Here is an 18,093-nt window from a genome sequence, read left to right on the forward strand (position 1 = left end):
CACGTCGTATCCGTACCTTCGTGGCGCAGCTGCACCGCAGACAAGCACATTTTTTCGGCCGCAATGTCGGCCAAGCACATGGGCAACAAGCGCGGTGTACCCCGAGAATGATCCCCAGTTTCACCGGATTCGTTCTCGGGCACCCAGGGCAAACGCCTCGGGTGCCTTTTCTTTTACCTTTCACACGCAGGAGCACCACATGAAACTTCGAGTCAACCAACTGTCCATCGCGCCGCCGTATGTCGATCTGCCCGGTGACCTCACCGGATACGCCGTCACCCTGGATCTTTCACACTCCGATGCGGCCCACGAAGCTACCCTCGGCGCATTGATCAGCGAGATCCGCAGTCGCGGAGCCTCACGCGTCGTCATCACCGGCTCACCGCGCGAACTCCAGGGCACCCACAGCAGCGCCGCCTGAAAGACCCGGGCGGCCTGAATGCAGAACGGGCCCCGAACTCCCGTTGAGGAGTCGAGGCCCGCTACCGACGCAGGAGTCAGTGCGCGAAGTGGCGCGCACCGGTCAGATAGAGAGTGATACCGGCTTCCTTGGCTGCGGCAATCACTTCGTTGTCGCGAACCGAACCACCCGGCTGCACAACAGCCTTGACGCCGGCATTGAGCAGCACCTGCAGACCGTCAGGGAACGGGAAGAACGCGTCCGAAGCTGCAACCGAACCTACGACGCGGTCACCGGCTCGCTGAACAGCCAGATGCGCTGCATCGACGCGGTTGACCTGGCCCATACCGACGCCGACGGACGCGCCGCCGGAGGCCAGCAGGATCGCGTTGGACTTCACCGAACGGCTGGCGCGCCAAGCAAATTCGAGGTCAGCGAGAGTCTCGGCATCGGCAGCCTCACCGTTGGCGAGGGTCCAGTTGGCCGGGTTGTCGCCGTCGGCGTCCAGGACGTCGCGCTGCTGGAGCAACGTACCGCCGGAGATCGGACGCAGTTCGATTCCGGTAGCGGTCGGAGCGGCTGCCTTCAGAACACGAATGTTCTTCTTACGCTGCAGAACCTCGACAGCTCCGTCTTCGTACGAGGGCGCGATGACGACCTCGGTGAAGATGTCGGCGATCTGCTCGGCCAGTTCGACGGTGACCTCGCGGTTGGCAGCGATCACACCACCGAAAGCACTGACCGGATCGCATGCATGCGCCTTGCGGTGGGCGTCGGCGATGTCGGTGCCGATGGCGATGCCACACGGGTTGGCGTGCTTGATGATCGCGACGGCCGGATCAGTGAAGTCGTACGCTGCGCGCCACGCTGCGTCGGAGTCCGTGTAGTTGTTGTACGACATCTCCTTGCCGTGCAACTGCTCCGCCTGAGCCAAACCTGCAGGCGCAGCCGGGTTTTCGTACAGCGCAGCGTCCTGGTGCGGGTTCTCGCCGTAGCGAAGAACAGCGCTGCGGTTCCAGGTAGCACCGACCCAGGCCGGGAACAGCGAGCCGTCCTCGTCAGCGGCGATCGTGCTCGTCATCCAGCTCGCAACAGCGACGTCGTACGACGCAGTGTGCTGGAAAGCCTGCGCTGCAAGCACAGTGCGCTCACGCAAGGTGAATCCGCCACCGGCAACGGCAGTCAGGACGTCGGCGTAACGAGCCGGATCGACCACGACGGCAACCGACGGATGGTTCTTGGCTGCAGCACGCACCATCGACGGGCCGCCGATGTCGATCTGCTCGACACACTCGTCCGGGCTAGCGCCCGAGGCAACCGTCTCGGTGAAGGGGTACAGGTTCACGACCACCAATTCGAAGGTCGCGATGCCGAGTTCCTCGAGCTGAGCGAGGTGATCCGGCTTGCGGGTATCGGCGAGAACGCCGGCGTGGACGCGCGGATGCAGCGTCTTCACACGGCCTTCGAGGCATTCCGGGAATCCGGTCAGAGCCTCGACCGGCGTCACGGGGATTCCGGCGTCGGCGATCTTCGACGCGGTCGAACCGGTCGAGACCAACTCGACACCGGCCTCGTGCAGGCCCGTGGCCAGCTCGATCAGACCACTCTTGTCGTAGACGCTGACAAGTGCACGGCGCACAGCCTTGCGTTCACTCACTGGGGATCACGGCCTTTCGTCCATCGGAAACCACTCCGCGCGTAGCAACAGCGGCGATGACGTCCGCCAACAACCGTCGCTCCACAATTTTGATGCGTTCATGCAACGAAGACTCGGTGTCGTCGTCATGCACCGGCACAGCTTCCTGCGCCAAGATCGGCCCGGTATCAACTCCGCCGTCGACGAGATGCACCGTGGAACCGGTGACCTTCACGCCGTACGCCAGAGCGTCGGGAACCGCGTGCGCGCCGGGAAAGGCAGGCAGCAACGCGGGATGAGTGTTGATGATTCGGCCGCCGAAACGCTCGAGAAAGCTGGGGCCGAGGATTTTCATGAAGCCTGCGCTGACCACGAGATCGGGTTCGTACTCGGCCACTGCTGCTGTCAGCGCCTCGTCCCAGGCGGCACGATTTTCGTAGGTCTTGATCGAGACCTTGAAGGACGGGATCTTCGAATCCACAGCGTGCTCGGCGGCGAGGCAGTCACGATCTACACCCACGGCAACGATCTCGGCGGGGTATCCCTCGGCATGCGAAGCGTCGATCAGCGAAGTCAGCAGGGTTCCAGCGCCGGAAGCGAGTACGACTACCCGCGCGACCGAGTCGCGAAATTGGACCCTGTCGGGCATTGTCGGCTGCGGATTGTCGGCCGAGGCAGTCAGCGCACTACTCCTGAGAACTGGAAGATGATGCGGCCGGAGTATCGGCCGCATGACAGCCTAGTCGCTGGACTCCTGCGGCTTCGAGGGCAGGTCGGTCTCCGGCTCGGCCCCGGCTGTGGGGTCCGCCTCGGGTGCCGCGACAACCTCCGCGTCGACTACTTCGATCTCGACGGTTTCCTCTGTCACTACCTGCACGGGTTCGCCTGATTCTTCGACAATTTCGGCTTCGACGACCTTGGTCACTACCACCGCAGATTCCTGGGCGAGCACTTCGTCGGCGTTTTCGTCGTCCTCGCCATCCGTTGTGGCCGCGGCCGTGATCGCAAGTTCGGGCTCGGATGCTCGAGCCGGTTCAGCCGTCGGCGGCGCAACCTCGTCCTTCATGTGTCCGCGGTGTGAGAACCACATCGCGAACAGCGCCGAGACGGTTCCGAACAATCCCAGCCACGCAAAAGTCAGAAGACCGAAGCCCCACCACAGGACCTCGACGGTGCCGAACTGCCCGAGGTCTCCCCCCGCAGCAAGGGCAAGCAGAGCCATGACGACGCCGGCACCGGCAGCTGCCGTCAGCACTGCGAGCACACTGTCCTGCCCGGCGATGCGTCGAGCGCAATCGCGGCCGAGCATCACACCCACCGCAGCCGGAACGATCAACAGCACCGGCCAGATTCCGCCGGCGACGCCTTCCGGAACCGCTCCGAGAAGGGGCAAGGGTGGCAGATCTCCACCGATGTTGCCGAACACGCTGATGGAGACGTTTCCGAAATCGGCCGTCGATCCCGTCATCACCGCGGCTGCACCGACCACGAGGTTCGGCAGGTAGAGCAGCGACAACACCGTCAATCCCAGTACGCCGACAAACCCGTTGCCGCGTGCGAGTAGGTCACCGACCGTCGACCACGACACGAGTAGTGACACCACAACGGCCACGGCGCCCGCAGCCAGCAGCGCTGCCGACGCGGCCGCGGCCGGACGAACAGCGGCAGATGCCCACGGCGGAATCTCGGCGACGACGCGATCCCAGTGCGCAGCAGCAACACCGACGGACGCGGCGATCAGGTGAATCCCGGCGACCCAGCCGAAAGCGGCCAACGTGTTGGGGCTCGACAGCGGAATTGCCGCGGAGGCGTCGGCGACAACGGCGAGAGCGATTGCCGTGATAGTCAACGGTCCGGCTACCGCCGCCCCCACCAGGCGGAGTGTGTCGTCACGGGAGTCGGTGTGCACCGCAGTCGACGCGCATCGGCGTGCGACCACCCACATCATGACGGCCGTCGGAAGCAATGGCAGTACACCGAGTTGGACGCCGCTGATAGTCGCCGGCACCTGGTGGATGACCAACCAGGTGGTGGCAATGGCGCCGAAGGTTCCGGTCAGGTCGCTGCTCGCCGATACCAAAGCGACCACGACGACAGCCGCGATCAGCAGCATCGTCAGGCCCGACGGTCGGAAGGCGACGGTCAGCAGCTTGCGCGCCAGGTCCGGGTTCGGTCCCGGGCGACCGCCGCCGACGCGGCCGCTGCCAGTACGACCACGTCCGGGTCGTGAGGACGTGGGACGGGACCGGGTGCCATCAATCAAAGAACTCATCCCCTCGAGGGTTTCACTCGACAGTGCGCCGCGCACTCAGGCGCGCCGTCGGGCTCACGGAATGTGGCCTCCACCCGCAGCGGGTCGGAGGCCACATTCATGTTCGTGAAACGAAGAAGTACTACTGCTGACGCTCGTCGGGGTTCTGCGAGCCGAAGACCTTGGTCTCGGCCGCGGAATCGCTGCTGCCCTGGTCAGGTTCCGCAGACGGCGTCGGCGCTTCGAAAGTGGGCGGCTCGAAGCCCGTCGGCTGCTCGGTCGAGCCAGTCTGCTGCTGGTTGTACGGCTGGCCGTAACCGCGTGGAGCGGTGAACTGATCCGACGAGTAACTCGGGTTCGGCTGGCCACCGGGCTGAGAGGTCAGCGGATAGTAAGACGACGTCGTCGCGGCCGACGAGTCGGTCTGTCCGGGATTTTGCACCGGGTTCTGCCCGTAGGGAGACGCAGTCTGGCCGTAAGGCGGCTGCGAAGCGGTCGGGTCTGTGGGGGCGGCGTGCGCTCCCCCGTATCCCTGCTGCTGCGCCTGCCCGTACTGCGGATTCTGCTGGTACTGGCCCGGCTGCTGAGCCTGCTGAGGCTGGCCGTACTGAGCCTGTCCGTATCCCTGTGGCTGACCTGGCGCCTGCCCCGGCGCCTGGCCGTAAGGCTGCTGCTGACCGTACTGCTGAGCTACCGGTCGGGGCGCGGGCGCCTTCAGGATTCCGATCTCGAACAACAACGCGGCGACTGCGACGACGGTCTGCACGAACGAGAGGATCAGCACGATGATCAGGCCCCAACCGAGGCTGATGTCGACGTAGTCGCTGGTACCGACGGAGAACGCGGCGAACACCAAGGCGAAGAAACCCGTGAGGGTGAGCGCTGCGGCAATGCCTGCATACGACTGCTTCGGGAGCAGCGAGACGCCTGCGACCACACCGCCGGCGAAAACGAATCCGAGGCCGTAGATGCTCGATTCGAAGAAACTCGAACTGGTATCCAGGCCGCTACCGATGCCGCTGCTGCTTCCACTGATCGACGTGAAGGGCGCAAAACCGAGCAGGAAATTGATCAGGCCGAGTGCCGCGACGGCGATGAGCAGGATGAATCCGAGATTCTTGGTTCCACCGCCCGCTGCCGGCTGATTCGGTGGCCCGAAGCTGGGCCCTTGCGGCGTGAACGTCATGACTTCTCCTCGTAGACGGTCTTCGATGGTTACCAGCGTATGTGTCTCGACTTCGCACGCTAACACCGACAGGAGACAATGGGCAGATGCCCTTCACCCTCGCGCCCGGCGCCGACCACGTCGTCGAAACCGAGGTGAAGCACTCACGATTCATCGCCGCGCTTCACCGAGTAGACGACGCCGAAGCCGCCACGGAGTTCGTCGCGGAGCAGAAATCGCTGTATCCCGATGCGCGCCATCATTGTTCGGCTTTCGTGATCGGATACGAGGCGAACTCACGCGTCGAACGTGCACACGACGACGGTGAACCGGGCGGCACTGCCGGGGTGCCGATGCTTCAGGTTCTCAAGTCTCGAGATCTGGTCGATGTGATTGTTGTCGTCACGCGCTATTTCGGCGGAATCAAGCTCGGCGCCGGTGGATTGGTCCGCGCGTATTCGGGAGCGGTCTCGGTGGCTCTCGATTCGGCCGAGCTTGTGGCCAGGGAGAGAAAGGTCCTGCGCACTTTGGCGATCCGGCACTCAGAGGCCGGTCGGGTGGAAGCGGAGCTGAGAGCGCGGGGCGTCTCGGTGCTCGGAACTACGTATGGATCGAAGGCGGTGATGACACTCGCCGCCGGTGACGCCGACGATCTCGACTCGATCGTCGCATCCATCACATCCGGTGCGGGGCAGTTGGAACCTGCCGGGTCGATGTGGGTCGATACCACTGTGCGTGGTTAAGGAGTCCGGAGACTCCCTAACCACGCACGGGGGCGAAGCCCCTTACAGGGACTGAAGAATCTCGCGAGCGAGAGCAGCGGTGGCGGACGGCGTCTTGCCGACCTTCACGCCTGCAGCTTCGAGAGCTTCCTGCTTGGCCTGAGCCGTTCCCGAGGAACCGGAGACGATGGCGCCGGCGTGGCCCATGGTCTTGCCTTCGGGAGCGGTGAAGCCTGCCACGTAGCCGACGACCGGCTTGGTGACGTTGGCCTTGATGTAATCGGCTGCACGCTCTTCGGCGTCGCCACCGATTTCACCGATCATCACGATGACCTTGGTCTCGGGATCCTTCTCGAACGCCTCGATGGCGTCGATGTGGGTGGTTCCGATGACCGGGTCGCCGCCGATGCCGATGGCGGTGGAGAAGCCGAAGTCACGGAGTTCGTACATCATCTGGTAGGTCAGGGTGCCCGACTTGGAGACCAGGCCGATGGGGCCGGTGCCTGCAATGTTGGCGGGCGTGATGCCGACGAGGGCCTCACCCGGGGTGATGATGCCGGGGCAGTTCGGTCCGATGATGCGGGTCTTCTTGCCCTTGGACTCGTTGTACGCCCAAGCGTAAGCGGAGTCCTGAACCGGGATGCCCTCGGTGATGACCACGAGGAGCGGGATCTCCGCGTCGATGGCCTCGACGATGGCGTCCTTCGAGAAGGCCGGGGGAACGAATGCGATGGAGACGTCTGCGCCGGTCTCCTTGATCGCCTCTTCGACCGTCGCGAAGACGGGGAGCTCGACAGGGGAACCGTCAGCTGCAACGTGCGAGACCGTGGTGCCGGCCTTGCGAGCGTTGACGCCGCCGACGACCTGGGTGCCGGCCTTGAGCATCAGAGCGGTGTGCTTGGTGCCCTCGCCGCCGGTGATGCCCTGGACGATGACCTTTGAATCCTTGGTGAGGAAGATTGCCATTGTTCTGTGAGTCCCTTACTTCGCTGCGTGAGCGAGTTCGGCGGCCTTGTCGGCGGCCTCGTCCATGGTTGCGACGACCGTGACCAGCGGGTGGTTGGCCTCGGCGAGGATGCGACGACCCTCTTCGACGTTGTTTCCGTCCAGGCGAACGACGAGCGGCTTGTTGGCCTCGTCACCCAGGGTCTTCAGTGCGCCGACGATGCCGTTGGCAACTGCGTCACACGCGGTGATGCCGCCGAAGACGTTGACGAACACGCTCTTGACCTGTGCATCGTTGAGGATGACATCCAGGCCGGCAGCCATGACTGCAGCGGAAGCTCCGCCGCCGATGTCGAGGAAGTTGGCGGGCTTGACGCCACCGTGGTTCTCGCCGGCGTATGCGACGACGTCCAGCGTGGACATGACCAGGCCTGCGCCGTTGCCGATGATTCCGACCTCACCGTCGAGCTTGACGTAGTTGAGGTCGTTTTCCTTGGCCTTGAGCTCGAGGGGATCGGTAGCGTCGCGATCCTCGAATGCCTCGTGGCCGGGCTGACGGAACGCTGCGTTCTCGTCGAGGGTGACCTTGCCGTCGAGGGCGAGGATCTGATCGTCAGGCGTACGAACGAGGGGGTTGACCTCGACGAGGAGTGCGTCTTCGCCGATGAAGACCTCCCACAGCTTCTGGATCGTCACGGCCGCTGCGTCGAGCACCTCTGCGGGCAGCTTTCCTGCCTCGGCGATGCTGCGCGCGAACGCGAGGTCGACGCCCTTGACTGCGTCGACGGGGATCTTGGCGAGAGCGTCGGGGTTCTCCTCGGCGGTGACCTCGATCTCGACGCCACCCTCTACCGAGCACATGGCCAGGTAGGTGCGGTTGGTGCGGTCGAGCAGGAAGGAGATGTAGTACTCCTCGGCAATGTCACTTGCCTCTGCGACCAGCAGCTTCTTGACGACATGGCCCTTGATGTCCAGGCCCAGGATTGCCTCGGCGTTTGCCACTGCGGCATCCACGTCGGGCGAGTACTTGACGCCACCGGCCTTGCCGCGGCCGCCTACCTTGACCTGTGCCTTCACCATCACGGGCTTACCGATTTCTTCGGCAATCTCGCGTGCGCCGGCGACTGTGTCTGTAACACGTCCAGCCGAAGTCGGCACTCCGTGCTTGGCGAAGAGTTCCTTCGCCTGGTATTCGAAGAGATCCATCTGCTCACCGTCTCGTCTGCGTTGTCACCCGCTCGAGGGGTAGGAGCGGGTCTGTTCTGGACTTTAACCAGTTGCCGCGTTCGGTTTGCGCCCGCATTGATGCTATGTGGCCCAAGTCACGCGCAATTGCCCGATGAGGCACGCCTCACCGATTCGGCAAGGTGGCCACACCGAATTTGTCAAGCATCAGTCTCACTGATTCTTGCGCTCGAGAACGCTGCAACGAGAAGCAACACTATGCCCGTGGCCGCTGTGATCGCACCCACCCCCACGGTTGCGTCCGATATGCGCGATGACGTGAGTGGCCACTCACCGACGTACACCAGAGCTGCCACGGCAGATCCGATCAGCAATGCCGCGCCCCGCGACGGCCGCGCGGACGCTGCGATCACAGCGGCGATCACGACGGTGACGCCGACGAGCAGTTGACCCCAGACGTCAATTCCCCACGGCCACTCCAGAACTGAGGCCGCCGTATAGGCGTCGCCCTGATAGAGGGGAAACGCGGTTCCGATCAGGACAGCGACGGCGCCGATCCCACCGACGAGAAGCACCAGCCCTCTCGAACCGCCACCTACCGACGTGTCGACATCCTCACGCTCGGCGCTTCCCGCCAGCCAGACGAGCAGTCCCGTCGCCGCAGCGAGGAAAGCCGCGCCGCAGAGCACGAAGGCGCCGGCCCCCAACCCGACGCCCGGTACGTCCGTGGCGATGACAGCCGACTGCATGACAGCGGCGACTCCCATCACGACCGTGGTCCACAACACGCCGACGGCCGGCCGCACCACCGCGGCGCGGCCCGGGGCGAACAAGCCCAGACCGGCGACCAGCAGTACAGCAGCCGCGAGCAGGACAACTCGAGACGAGAGCATGGACGGTTCGGGGATGTTCTCCGGCAACGACAGGACCGGAAGTGCCACCCCCAGGGCTGCCACTGCTGCGGTGACAACTGCGCCGATACCGGCAACGCGGTGAAGTCTGTTCACCCGCGCTTGCGCCGCCCGGGACTGAGCCACCATCGCCGCTTTCAGCGCACCCTTTGTCGTCTTCGCGGGTGCGCGAACCACACTTTCAGCGGGAATCGCATCTGTTTCACGCCTGGAAGCGAGGTAGGGAGCTGAAACTCCGATCACGGCGATGACCACGGCGGCCAGTGCCCCGACCACCGATCCCGAACCGACGCCGATCCGATCGCCGGCCGCGAACCCAGCCATCACCCTGGTTCCACTGACTGCGAGTGCGCCGAGACCGACACCGATCAGGGCGCCGCAGCCCACCGGTAGCGAGATGGACGTCAATGCCGCCGCGACCGCAACGAGTACCGCGACGCCGACCAATCCCGTACCGACGGCGGTGGCCGCCGCCGAGTCGACGAGCGGTTTGACCAGAAAGATCGGATCCTGCGAACTGAAGGAAGGACCGAACAGGGAGAGCACGAACACCACCGCGGCCAGAATCAGCAGCGCTGTCGGCCACCCACCGATCCGCCCGCCAACCGATCGCCCGTCGAATTCCGCGGCGCGAGCGCTGCCGTATCCGTCCCGCTCCGATTCACGATGGACGACCATGAAGCCGAGGACACCAGACGCCACAAGAAGTCCGTGGCCCGCGAGCGCGAGATAAGCGCCCGGACCCGCATCGATCGAACCCGCCGAAATCGGACGGAAAAGGTCCAAGCGGTTTGCATCGATTGCGTCGACGAACAACTGAACGTCGAGGATCGCCGCGCCGAGGGACACCGCGCCGATACCTGCCAGGAGTCCGCCTGCGAAGGCGGGCCTGCGCCCCGAGGTGAGCACCGCAACCAGCGGCACGACGATCGTGCAGACGGCAGCGAAGAGAGCGGCGGAAGCAAGAGCCCCCGTCGTGTCGACCCCGCGGCCACTCCCGACTCCGACGACGGGACTGGCTGCCACTCCGACGGCACCGAGCAGTCCGATTACCGCCGCGAGTGGCGCCCCTGACTTCACTCCGGGGTCGTCGAAACGCGCCTGCGACGTAGTTCCAGGTGTTGTGGACACTCGATCGACGGTAGTGCCTGAATGGACCGGTGATCCGGTTGTGACACGCGTGATCACGAAACGAGATGATTCGTCCGTTTTGCCCGGATCGACATATTCCCAGGTCAAGCTGTGAGGCACGTCACATAATCGGACAGGTTTCCGCTACGGCTTGCGCCCATCGCAATCATTTCGTTACCGTCAGTCGGTCTAAGTCACGGGCTGATCACGAACTCGAGGAGAGAACCGGCATATGCATCACCGCAGCCAGTTCACCGCTAGTAGGTTCTCGAACTCAGCTCCAGACGAGGTCACGACCACTTATCCAACGCACTCGGCCAGGCGTTACACCGAGACCAAAAGTTCTGAGATCTCTACCGATATGTTCACTCGAAATTCATCCTCCACGTCGTCAGATTCCGACTCTCACGAGTTCGTCGAGTCCGACGTGATCAGCACCCCCACTTACGCCACCTCCGCACCGACAGTCGATGTCGAATCTCCGGTTCGCCGCAGCGGTGCTCACCGACTCCCCACCCCTCCCTCCGCTCTCAAGGGCCGCGCCGCCGTTCTGGCAGTTGCAGCCGGCGCGGTTGTCGCCGCGGGCCAGGCAGTTGTCAACGACGGTTCCTCTTCTGCCGCCGACCACTCGGAAGTTGCACTCGCCAACGAGTCCTCCGCGATCGGTACCACCGCAGAACCGCAGGCCGCTCAGTTCGCTCCGGCCACCTCCACGGCAGCCACCACCGAGGCCGACGCTCCGCAGGTCCTCAACGTCGCAGCGCCGACCGACCTCTCCCAGTTCAGCAACCTGCTTGCCAAGGGCCAGCGTTTCAGTGACGAGCGCGCAGCACGCGAAGCCGCTGCCCGTCGCCCGCTGTTCGTCCTGCCGGCAGTGGGCACGTTCACGTCCAACTTCGGCACCCGCTGGGGCACCCTGCACGCCGGCGTCGACATCGCCGCCCCGATCGGGACGCCCATCGTCGCCGTCGCCGACGGCAAGGTCATCGATTCAGGTCCGGCTTCCGGGTTCGGCATGTGGGTACGCCTACAGCACGCAGACGGAACGATCACCGTCTACGGCCACATCGACACGTCCACCGTCACGGTTGGTCAGCAGGTCATGGCCGGCGACCAGATCGCCACTGTCGGCAACCGCGGCTTCTCCACCGGCCCGCACCTTCACTTCGAGGTTCATCTCGCCGGCGAGAACAAGATCGATCCCCTCCCCTGGCTCGCCTCACGCGGCATCAGCCTCGGCGTCGAGCAGGACTGATCGCAAGCCCAACGCTTCTGATGAAAAACTTCCGGCCCGCACCTTTCCAGGTACGGGCCGGAAGTTTTTGCCTGTCTTCTACAGCTTGACCATCGGCACACCGCCGATGAGCATCAACCGCACCTTGCCCGCGCTACCGAAGTCGATGGTGACCGTCGCGGTGGGGCCAGTGCCCTTGGTTTCCAACACGGTGCCCAGACCGTACTTGTCGTGACTGACGCGGTCACCCGTGGCGAGGACCAGAACGTTGTTGCGGCCACGCGCGGCACCGAAACTGGGAGTCGACGCGGCCTTGCCGGACCCTCCCCCGTAGTTCTGCCCGCCGCCGTATCCCTGGCCGCCCTGGCTGCCGTAGCGGCTTCCGCTGCCGTAACCCGGCCTGCCGCTTCCGAATCCGCCACCGGTGCCCGGATCCTCACGGCGCCAGTTGATCAGGTCCTCCGGGATCTCCTGGATGAACCGCGACGCCGGGTTCTGGATCGGTTGCCCCCACGCCGAACGCATGATCGCGCGCGTCAGGTACAGGCGCTGCCTGGCACGGGTGATGCCGACGTAAGCAAGTCGACGCTCTTCGGACAGCTCCGCCGGATCGCCGAGGGCGCGCATGTGCGGGAACTGCCCGTCCTCCCAACCGGTGACGAAGACGACCGGGAACTCGAGGCCCTTGGCGGTGTGAAGCGTCATCATGGTCACGACGCCGTCATCGGAGTCCGGCAGTTGATCGGCGTCGGCGACAAGCGATACCCGTTCGAGGAAGGCGGCAAGCGAACCCGGATCGGGTTCACCTTCACGCATTGCTGCGGTTTCCTCGTCGTCCGGATCGATCAGCCCGGCCGCGTTTCGCGCGTCGGAACTGAATTCCCTTGCCACGCTGACGAGTTCGTTCAAGTTGTCGAGTCGCGCGCCATCCTGCGGATCGCTGCTCGCCGCAAGCTCGGCGCGGTAGCCGGTGCGCTCGAGCACCGCCTCGGCAACCTCACCGATGTCACCGAGCTCGAACGGTTCGTCCTCGTCGGCGGCCGCTGTCGGTAGCAGGGCCCGCAGCCCGTCCATCATCTCGAGGAACGACGCGATGGCCTTCTGTGACCGCGTATTGAGCAGCGCCACTTTGCCTTCCGCGCCGTCACGGAGAGCGGCGGCGAAGCTGATGTTGCGATGCTCGGAGTGCACGGCGACGCAGGCTTCGGCTCGATCACCGATACCGCGTCGGGGCGTGTTGAGAATGCGTCGTAGGCTCACGGTGTCGTCCTCGTTGGCGAGGACGCGCAGATACGCGACGATGTCCCGAACTTCCTTGCGCTCGTAGAAGCGAACGCCGCCGACCACCTTGTACGGCACTCCGAGTCGAATGAAGATCTCCTCGAGCGCGCGCGAGGAGTTGTTGGTCCGGTAGAACACCGCGATGTCGGCGAACTTGGTCTCGCCCTGGTCCACCAGCCGATCGATCTCCGAGGCGACAAACGATGCTTCGTCGTGCTCGTTGTCTGCAACGTAGCCGACGATCAGTTCGCCTTCACCCGAATCGGTCCACAGACGCTTTTCTCGTCGGCCGGTGTTCTTGGAAATCACGGAGTTGGCCGCAGACAGAATGTTCTGCGTCGAACGGTAGTTCTGTTCGAGAAGGATGGTCCGAGCATCCGGGTAATCGCGTTCGAACTCTTCGATGTTGCGGATAGTGGCTCCGCGGAACGCGTAGATCGACTGATCGGCGTCACCGACGACGCACAATTCGGCCGGGGCAACGGCGTGGTCGGACTCTCCGGCTCCACCGACCAGTTCACGCACAAGCATGTACTGCGCGTGGTTGGTGTCCTGGTACTCGTCGACGAGCACGTGACGGAAGCGGCGGCGGTAGTACTCGGCGATCTGTGGAAACGCCTGAAGAAGCGCGACGGTCTCACCGATGAGATCGTCGAAGTCGAGTGCGTTCGCAGCACGCAGCCGCTGTTGGTAGTGGCCGTAGACCTTGGCGATCAGCCGCGGCAGTTCGGCCGGATCCTGATCGGCTGCGACAACCGCCTCTTCCGGTCCGACGAGTTCGTTCTTCAGGTTGGAGATGTGAGTGGCGAGAAGCCGCGCGGAGAATCGTTTGGTGTCGAGCTCGAGGTCCTTCGAGATCATCGTCAGCAGTCGACGCGAATCGTCGGAATCGTAGATCGAGAAATTCGAGTTCAAACCGGGCAGGAGCGCCGCCTGTGCTCGCAGGATCCGCACGCAACTGGAGTGGAACGTCGATACCCACATGGCGTTGGCACGCGGTCCGACAAGAGCTGCCACACGCTCGCGCATCTCGGCCGCAGCCTTGTTGGTGAACGTGATGGCCAGGATCTGACCGGGGGTGACACCCCGTTCGGCCAACAGATAGGCGATGCGACGCGTCAGCACTGCAGTCTTGCCCGAGCCGGCGCCCGCGACTATCAGCAACGGCGAACCGGCATGGACCACGGCCTCGCGCTGTTGCGGGTTGAGACCCTCGAGGAGGGCGTCCGAACCCGCGTCGTGTCCCCGCGCGCCGCCCCCGTCGTGCTGGGAATGTCCGTCGTGCTCACCGAGTGCTGGGTACGTGTTCATCGCCTGTCCACGCTACCGGCGTCCACCGACACGGTCGTCAGTGCGTCCACCTGCTGGTAGAGGCACTTGGATTACCTGTGTCGAGCATGGCAAACTGGACGCTATGTTCAGCATTTCCGTTCGCGACAACACGGCCGACCCCGTCGGCCCGCTGTGGCGTTACTTTACGTGCCCCGGACCTCGGTGCACGTGATCTGAACAGCTCACCCGCCCCTGGTCCGAATCGGATCCGGGGCATTTTCGTCAGTGTGCCTGGATCGGTAACGACCCGAGCCGAGACCACGATCCACGCAGTAGGAAGAGGAGACGAATAGCAATGAGCACCCAGGCTGCAGCCCCCCATGGAAATACTGTCGATACTGTAAAAACTGCTCCGACAGACGTCGAGATCCCCCAGAGTGAGGCGGAGATCGACGAACTACGGAAAGAAATCGACCGTCTCGACGCCGAGATCCTCGCGGCCATCAAACGCCGCTCCGAGGTCTCCCAGATCATCGGCCGTACCCGGATGGCATCGGGTGGTCCGCGTCTGGTGCACAGCCGCGAGATGAAGGTCCTCGAACGATTCAACGAGCTGGGCCAGGAAGGCCACACTCTCGCGATGCTGCTCCTGCGCCTGGGCCGCGGACGCCTGGGCCACTAGCGCACGACCTGTTCACTTGCGAACGGCCACATCGGATGCCTCTGGCAGTCCCGATGTGGCCGTTCGCGTGTGTATCAGCTCTCGAGCGCGATGTACTTCGTGTTCAGGTATTCCTCGATCCCCTCGGTCCCGCCCTCGCGGCCGAATCCGGATTCCTTCACGCCACCGAACGGCGCTGCCGCGTCCGAGATCACTCCGCGGTTGACGCCGATCATTCCTGATTCCAGTGCGTCGGAAACCCGAAGCGCACGGTCGAGATCCCTCGTGAAGATGTACGCGGCCAGTCCGAACTCGGTGTCGTTGGCGGCTGCGATTCCCTCGGCTTCGGTGTCGAAGCCGGTGATCGCGGCGACGGGTCCGAACACCTCTTCTTTCAGAATCCGCGCGCTGGCCGGAACGTCTGCCAACACCGTGGCTGGATAGAAGTACCCTTCACCACCCGGCGCTTCGCCGCCCAGTCGCACCTTCGCCCCGGCATCCACCGCATCTGCAACCAACTCCGCGACCGTGTCGAGTTGGTTCTGGTTGATCAGCGGGCCGAGCTTCGTCTCCGGGTCGGTACCGGGTCCCATCGTGAAAGTCGCCATCTTCTCGGTCAGCTTGGTCGTGAACTCTTCACGCACGGCGTTGGCGACGTGGAACCGGTTGGCGGCGGTGCATGCTTCGCCTCCGTTGCGAAGCTTCGCCAGTACCGCGCCCTCGACTGCCTTGTCGACGTCCGCGTCGTCGAACACCACGAAGGGTGCGTTGCCACCCAATTCCATCGACGTGCGGAGCAATCGCTTCGCGGACTTCTCCACCAGCATCTTGCCGACGCCGGTGGACCCGGTGAAGGTGAGCTTGCGCAGTCGAGGGTCGTCGATGAGAGGGCCGGTCACTTCACCGGATTTCGATGTCGGCAACACCGAGAGGACTCCGTCGGGCAACCCGGCTTCGGCCATGAGCTGAGCAAGCAACAACATCGTCAACGGGGTCTCCGAGGCGGGCTTGACGATGATCGTGCAGCCGGCGGCCAACGCCGGGCCGATCTTGCGGGTACCCATCGCCAACGGGAAATTCCAGGGAGTGATGGCCAGACACGGTCCGACCGGCGCCTTGGTGACAAGGATCCGGCCGTTGCCCGCCGGCGCCGGCGTGTAGCGCCCGCCGATGCGAACGGCCTCCTCGCTGAACCACCGGAAGAACTCCGCCCCGTACTTCACCTCGGCGCGACTTTCGGCGAGTGCCTTGCCCATTTCGAGGGTCATCAGCAGCGCCACGTCCTCGGCTCGCTCGGTGATCTTCTCGAAGACGGCTCGCAGGATTTCACCACGCTCGCGCGCAGGTGTGCTCGCCCACTTCGACGAGACGGCGACGGCTTCGTCGAGAGCGCGCAGCGCGTCCGCGGGGCTCGCATCGGCGACATCGGTCAACGATTTCCCGGTCGCCGGATCCGCCACCGGGAAGGTCGCGTTGTTCTCCGCGGGCACGAACCGACCGCCGACGAACAACTGGGTGGGAACTGATCGAATGAATTCGAATGTGTCCATGGGTTCCATGATGCTCGTCGGAGCCGCGTCCGTCTGCCCGCGAGCGAGACTCACGCGGAAGTTTCCAGCTTGTGCCACTAAAGTCGATGATCGTGAGCACTGACATCACCGGAACCTCAGCCTGGCAGAAACTGCGCGCTCATTACGCCGACATCGAAGGCGTTCACCTGCGAGAACTCTTCCAGGACGATCCAGCCCGCGGGCGAGAGCTGACGATCGACGCCGGTGATCTTCACATCGACTACAGCAAGCATCGCGTCAGCCGCGAGACTCTCGCGCTGCTCGTCGACCTGGCCCGCGAGGCCGGCGTCGAGGCACGACGCGACGCGATGTTCGCGGGCGATCACATCAACACTTCCGAAGACCGCGCCGTACTGCACACAGCGCTGCGTCTGCCCAAGGATTCTGCGCTGACCGTCGACGGTCAAGACGTCGTCGCCGACGTTCACGAAGTTCTGGACGCGATGGGCGCTTTTGCCGATCGTGTGCGCAGCGGCGAGTGGACCGGAGCTACCGGCAAGCGCATCCGCACCATCGTCAACATCGGCATCGGCGGTTCCGACCTCGGGCCGGTGATGGTCTACCGCGCATTACGGCATTACGCCGACGCCGGAATCAGCGTCCGGTTCGTCTCCAACATCGACCCTGTCGATCTGGTCGGACAGCTCGACGACCTCGATCCGGAGACGACGCTCTTCATCGTCGCATCCAAGACGTTCTCCACCCTCGAGACCCTCACCAACGCGACAGCGGCAAAGCGTTGGCTGTTCGCCGGTCTGGGCAGCGAAGACGTCTCGGCCGTAGCCAAGCATTTCGTCGCAGTCTCCACCCACGGTGACCGCGTGGCGGAGTTCGGCATCGACACCGCGAACATGTTCGGGTTCTGGGATTGGGTCGGCGGGCGCTACTCCGTCGACTCGGCGATCGGCTTGTCGGTCATGTGTGCCGTCGGACCCGTTCGCTTTGCGGAGTTCCTCGACGGTTTCCACCAGATCGACACGCACTTCCGAAACCAACCGCTCGAGCAGAACGCGCCGGTCCTCCTCGGCCTCATCGGGCTCTGGTACTCCAACTTCTTCGGCGCACAGTCCCGCGCAGTTCTGCCCTACTCCAACGACTTGCTGCGCTTTCCCGCCTACCTGCAGCAGCTGACCATGGAGTCCAACGGCAAATCGGTTCGCGCCGACGGCTCACCGGTGACCACGTCCACCGGTGAGATCTTCTGGGGCGAGCCCGGAACCAACGGCCAACACGCCTTCTACCAACTCCTGCATCAGGGCACCTGGCTGGTGCCTGCCGATTTCATCGGGTTCGCGGAATCCACCGACGATCTGCCTACTGCGGACGGCACGGGATCAATGCACGATCTGCTCATGAGTAACTTCTTCGCTCAGACAAAGGTTCTCGCGTTCGGGAAGACTGCCGAAGAAATCGCGTCAGAGGGCACTGCTCCGGAGCTGGTGCCACACAAGGTGATGCCAGGCAACCGACCGTCGAGCACTATCTTGGCGAAGGAGCTGACCCCCTCGGTCGTCGGTCAGCTGATCGCACTTTACGAGCACCAGGTATTTGTCGAAGGTGCTGTCTGGGGTGTCAATCCGTTCGATCAGTGGGGCGTCGAACTCGGCAAGACACAAGCCATGGAACTGGGGCCTGCGCTCTCTTCCGAAGCAGCACCCGGCGACCTCGGCGACACATCCACAGATGCTCTGGTGCAGTGGTACCGCAGAGAGCGCGGACGGGCCTGAC

General features: G+C 64.1%; 14 protein-coding genes. 5 read left to right on the top strand and 9 right to left on the bottom strand.

Annotated features, from left to right (window positions below; all coding sequences use genetic code 11):
* Window positions 1-199: 199 nt before the first annotated feature.
* The gene (locus A0W34_RS21350; RefSeq protein ID WP_003946391.1) at window positions 200-421 is read left to right on the top strand and encodes a hypothetical protein; all 222 of its coding nucleotides are present in this window, start codon (window positions 200-202) and stop codon (window positions 419-421) included.
* Between the two features lie 76 nt (window positions 422-497).
* Here A0W34_RS21350 and purH read toward each other — a convergent pair whose 3' ends face one another.
* From purH to A0W34_RS21370, 4 genes are all read right to left on the bottom strand, one after another.
* On the bottom strand, window positions 498-2,057 hold the full coding sequence (purH, locus tag A0W34_RS21355; RefSeq protein WP_081558238.1) for a bifunctional phosphoribosylaminoimidazolecarboxamide formyltransferase/IMP cyclohydrolase: 1,560 nt from the start codon (window positions 2,055-2,057) through the stop codon (window positions 498-500).
* Window positions 2,050-2,769: a phosphoribosylglycinamide formyltransferase gene (gene purN, locus A0W34_RS21360; protein ID WP_081558239.1), complete on the bottom strand. Its 720-nt coding sequence runs from the start codon at window positions 2,767-2,769 to the stop codon at window positions 2,050-2,052. Before purN ends, purH begins: the two co-directional genes overlap by 8 nt.
* A 6-nt stretch (window positions 2,770-2,775) precedes the next feature.
* On the bottom strand, window positions 2,776-4,308 hold the full coding sequence (locus tag A0W34_RS21365) for a cell division protein PerM (protein WP_081558851.1): 1,533 nt from the start codon (window positions 4,306-4,308) through the stop codon (window positions 2,776-2,778).
* Window positions 4,309-4,429: 121 nt separating this feature from the next.
* Window positions 4,430-5,473 (bottom strand): DUF5336 domain-containing protein, encoded by a 1,044-nt coding sequence (locus A0W34_RS21370; protein WP_081558240.1) that lies wholly within the window; start codon window positions 5,471-5,473, stop codon window positions 4,430-4,432.
* 86 nt (window positions 5,474-5,559) lie between these two features.
* Between A0W34_RS21370 and A0W34_RS21375 the strand changes: the two genes are divergently transcribed.
* Window positions 5,560-6,195: an IMPACT family protein gene (locus A0W34_RS21375; protein ID WP_003946418.1), complete on the top strand. Its 636-nt coding sequence runs from the start codon at window positions 5,560-5,562 to the stop codon at window positions 6,193-6,195.
* Between the two features lie 42 nt (window positions 6,196-6,237).
* Here A0W34_RS21375 and sucD read toward each other — a convergent pair whose 3' ends face one another.
* The 3 genes from sucD to A0W34_RS21390 all read right to left on the bottom strand — a co-directional run bounded on the left by sucD (window position 6,238) and on the right by A0W34_RS21390 (window position 10,346).
* A complete protein-coding gene (gene sucD, locus A0W34_RS21380; protein ID WP_003946432.1) occupies window positions 6,238-7,140 on the bottom strand; it encodes a succinate--CoA ligase subunit alpha in 903 nt (300 codons plus the stop codon).
* 15 nt (window positions 7,141-7,155) lie between these two features.
* Window positions 7,156-8,325, bottom strand: a complete 1,170-nt coding sequence (sucC, locus tag A0W34_RS21385; RefSeq protein ID WP_003946426.1) for an ADP-forming succinate--CoA ligase subunit beta — start codon at window positions 8,323-8,325, stop codon at window positions 7,156-7,158.
* A 179-nt stretch (window positions 8,326-8,504) separates the two neighbouring features.
* Window positions 8,505-10,346, bottom strand: a complete 1,842-nt coding sequence (locus A0W34_RS21390; RefSeq protein ID WP_232329899.1) for a hypothetical protein — start codon at window positions 10,344-10,346, stop codon at window positions 8,505-8,507.
* A 232-nt stretch (window positions 10,347-10,578) separates the two neighbouring features.
* Between A0W34_RS21390 and A0W34_RS21395 the strand changes: the two genes are divergently transcribed.
* Entirely contained in the window at window positions 10,579-11,601 is a 1,023-nt protein-coding gene (locus A0W34_RS21395) for a M23 family metallopeptidase (protein ID WP_054828357.1), read from the top strand.
* Between the two features lie 78 nt (window positions 11,602-11,679).
* On the opposite strand, the gene pcrA is transcribed toward A0W34_RS21395, so the two are convergent.
* Entirely contained in the window at window positions 11,680-14,172 is a 2,493-nt protein-coding gene (pcrA, locus tag A0W34_RS21400; RefSeq protein WP_003946394.1) for a DNA helicase PcrA, read from the bottom strand.
* A gap of 316 nt (window positions 14,173-14,488) precedes the next feature.
* On the opposite strand from pcrA, the gene A0W34_RS21405 reads away from it, so the two are divergent.
* Entirely contained in the window at window positions 14,489-14,815 is a 327-nt protein-coding gene (locus A0W34_RS21405; RefSeq protein ID WP_003946362.1) for a chorismate mutase, read from the top strand.
* Between the two features lie 74 nt (window positions 14,816-14,889).
* Here A0W34_RS21405 and A0W34_RS21410 read toward each other — a convergent pair whose 3' ends face one another.
* On the bottom strand, window positions 14,890-16,344 hold the full coding sequence (locus tag A0W34_RS21410) for an NAD-dependent succinate-semialdehyde dehydrogenase (protein ID WP_007727613.1): 1,455 nt from the start codon (window positions 16,342-16,344) through the stop codon (window positions 14,890-14,892).
* A gap of 92 nt (window positions 16,345-16,436) precedes the next feature.
* Here A0W34_RS21410 and pgi point away from each other — a divergent pair, with 92 nt between their 5' ends.
* Window positions 16,437-18,092, top strand: coding sequence for a glucose-6-phosphate isomerase (gene pgi / locus A0W34_RS21415; protein ID WP_007727615.1), 1,656 nt, complete (start codon window positions 16,437-16,439; stop codon window positions 18,090-18,092).
* Window position 18,093: the final 1 nt, after the last annotated feature.

Origin of the sequence: Rhodococcus sp. BH4 (genome assembly GCF_002079265.1) — a bacterium.
Classification (GTDB): Bacteria; Actinomycetota; Actinomycetes; order Mycobacteriales; family Mycobacteriaceae; genus Rhodococcus_F; species Rhodococcus_F qingshengii.